The sequence below is a fragment of the Viscerimonas tarda genome, from assembly GCF_054601255.1.
In genome coordinates, this window is the sequence record NZ_BAAHWV010000094.1 from 1 (window position 1) to 3036 (window position 3036).

The 3036-nt window shown below is 49.6% G+C and carries 1 protein-coding gene; it reads right to left on the bottom strand.

Annotated elements, in window-relative coordinates; all coding sequences use genetic code 11:
- A partial coding sequence (locus tag ACYPWY_RS15850) for a beta strand repeat-containing protein (protein WP_459686518.1) occupies positions 1-2930 on the bottom strand: 2930 nt, incomplete at its 3' end.
- Positions 2931-3036: the final 106 nt, after the last annotated feature.

A 3036-nucleotide genomic window follows, 5' to 3' on the forward strand; every position in this document is an offset into this window, starting at 1 on the left:
TTCCTTCCTGTGGGAATTTTGGCAATAATCCGCGTGATAAACACTTTCCGGTATGCCGTTGATGTTCCGAAATTAAATCCCCCGCAGTACGGACTTGCTTCTCCCCTGTTTTGGATGACCAATACCACTTTACTGTCGTTGGGTGCATTGGAGTCACCGGTTCGGGTAATGGTGACTGTTCCGTTTCCCAAATTATTATATATATTGATGCTGTTGTTTCCGTTGTAAAAAGTAGGGTCGCGGTAAAGCATTCTGCCGAATGCCATGGCACATGCCAATTCTTTGGCGGCATCTATACCGCCCGTCCAATTCAAGGATACCGCAGATCCAAAGGTTACATTTCCCGAAGTGTCCCAGCTGATATTGCCTCCGGCCACAGCTCCCGCACCGGTGGACTCCAACTGCCACTTATAGCCGCGAAGACCGTTAGAGCCTATCGTGACAGCGCCGGAGCCGGAAGTATAAGCGCCGGACGTATTGGCTTTCGTTCCCCGGAAAATACTGTCCGTATCAACCGTCCAGCCGGCAATGTAGTTGGCAGCTCCGAAACAGGCGATGCCGGAACCGGAAGCGTTGGTGGCAAGGAATCCGAAATCACCGTCTGAATTGTAATATAATTGTGACCTTTGCCCGGATGTCGGTCCGGCATTAGCCCCATATACGACTACGCGCTTGTTGGCATTGTCCAGCGCAATATGGGTATTGGACAGCGAGCCTGAATTGATAGTCCAGCCGCCTATCTTTCCCTGTGTAAAAGTGCAGGACAGGCCGTTGATATAATCCGTATTGATAATGCTTGATTTAATACTTGCAGCGTCCAATTTGGCGGCGGTAATGCTGCCTGCTGCAATGCGGTCGGCGCTTAACGTTCCTGTTGTAATGCTACCTGCGTTAATGGCGACGGCATTGACCTGCGCAGCCGTCAGTGTTCCGGTATAAATACCGGTCGATGAAATTTGTGTCAGCTTGGGATAGGAAGACCCGCCCAAGGCAGTTGTGATATTGTTTACCGGTGTTGTCCAGTTAAGGGAAACGGAGGATGCAAAACTTACATTGCCCGAAGCGTCCCATGTAATGTTCCCACTTGCTACCCTGCCAGAACCGTCGTTGTTTAACTGCCATTTCGTACCGTTAGCAATGGAGCCGTCGGCTCCCAGCGACACATTGTTTTTCCAAATCCTGCTGTTGTCGAAAGCCCAGCCTGCTATCCGGTTATAGACTTCCTTGGAACCGGAGAGCGTGTAATTGGCCGACAGGCAGAAATATTCCGTATTGTCCCATGCCATCATCTGTATGCCGATAAATCCGGTTTTGACCGTATTTCCCGAAGCTGCTATCTCACCCATTACGAAATGTCCGGCATTATTGCTTTGGTGCCAGGTCATGGTCAGTCCGTAAGGTCTGTATCCGCAGTTATACCAATATCCCGAACCGGCGGAAGAAGAACGGATTTGGAGAGGAATGGCTCCCACAATGCCCAGGTTGTCTGTTGTAATGCTGTCCGTCTTGATATTCCATCCACCGATTTTCCCGCGTATAAACGAGCAGGTCAGTCCGCTGATATAATCGGCATTGATAATGTTTGCCCGGATACTTGCCGCTTCCAGTTTTTCCGCCTTGATGCTTCCGGCAGCTAACAGGTCAGTATTGATAATTCCGGCTGTTATCTGATAGGCGCTTAATGTACCTGTGTATATTCCGGCATTGGTAATTTGTGTCAGTTTGGGATATGTCGCCCCTCCCAAACCGGCTACAATTTCCTTGATGGGAGTTGACCAGTTCAATACAACCAAGTTGCCGAAGGTAACATTTCCTGCGGCATCCCATGAAATATTTCCACCTGCCACCGCGCCTGCACCGGTGGCATCCAGTCGCCATTTGAATCCCCGGATACCGGTTGAGCCGATAGTCATCGAAGCGGATGCGGAGGTATAAGCCCCCGAAGTATTGTTTTTTGTTCCAAGAAAAATAGAATCCGAATCAATCGTCCAACCGCCGATTTTCCCTTTGGTTACGTTCAGGGTCAAGGCTTCGATGTTGGCGGCGGTAATAAGGCTTGCTTTCAATGCGGCAACATCTATTCTTGCAGCCGCAATTGTTCCGGCAGTTATTTGCGTTGCATTGATATTGACGGCGCCCACCGTATTTGCCGAAAGCGTTCCGGTAAATATTCCGGTGGCATCAATATAAGTGGAGCCTATCCATGCAAGGGCGACTTCCGAGCCAAATTCCACTTTGCCGGTTGTCGCATTGTATTTAATGTATTGGGTTCCGCGTCCAAGCTGTGCATTGCCGCCGTTATCGACAAAAAAAGTCCTATTTCCGTCCTTGAAACCATAGATGCCGTCTATCGTTTCAGTTACCACCTGTCCGGAAGCATTCAGCGCACTTAAAGCAAAATGCCCCAATGCCACGCCGGTCAATGTGCCGTTGGCATTTTTAACGCCTGCAAAAATTTTGGGCGTAATGACCGAGTTTCCACCAATCAGGGTTTTGCCGGTATCCCAGTCCGATACCCAATCCAACAGGTTGGCATCCGCGCCCGCCGGTCCGGTTGCGCCGGTTTTGGCTTTCGACCAGACGAAAGACACGGAATAGGTTTCGCCTTTGATTACAACCGGTATCGTAATGATTCCGGTGTCTGCCAAACTGGTGGTGTTGGCTGCAACGCTGTAAGCAATGGTTTTATTGGTATTATTAACCGTGATGGTGGAAAATCCGGCGGGTTTGGTAATCGTTCCTATGGTAAAATCCGTAACATTCACACCGCCAAGGGTGACTTTCAGGGTGGACGTAAAAGTTACCGCACTGACAATCGTTCCGGTATTGGCTGCTGCAAACACATATTCGGAAAGCGATTGATTTATCGTATAGGCATCCGTCTGCGTATAAACGGTTGCCTGTCCACGGGCGATCAGTTCCTTTGCCATGGTTTATTTTGAAATCTCGCACATCAATACGCCTTTGCCCGTTACATCGGCTTTGGCAACGGTAATGGATTTGCCGGTATAGGTTTTGGCAACGGCTGTACCTGCC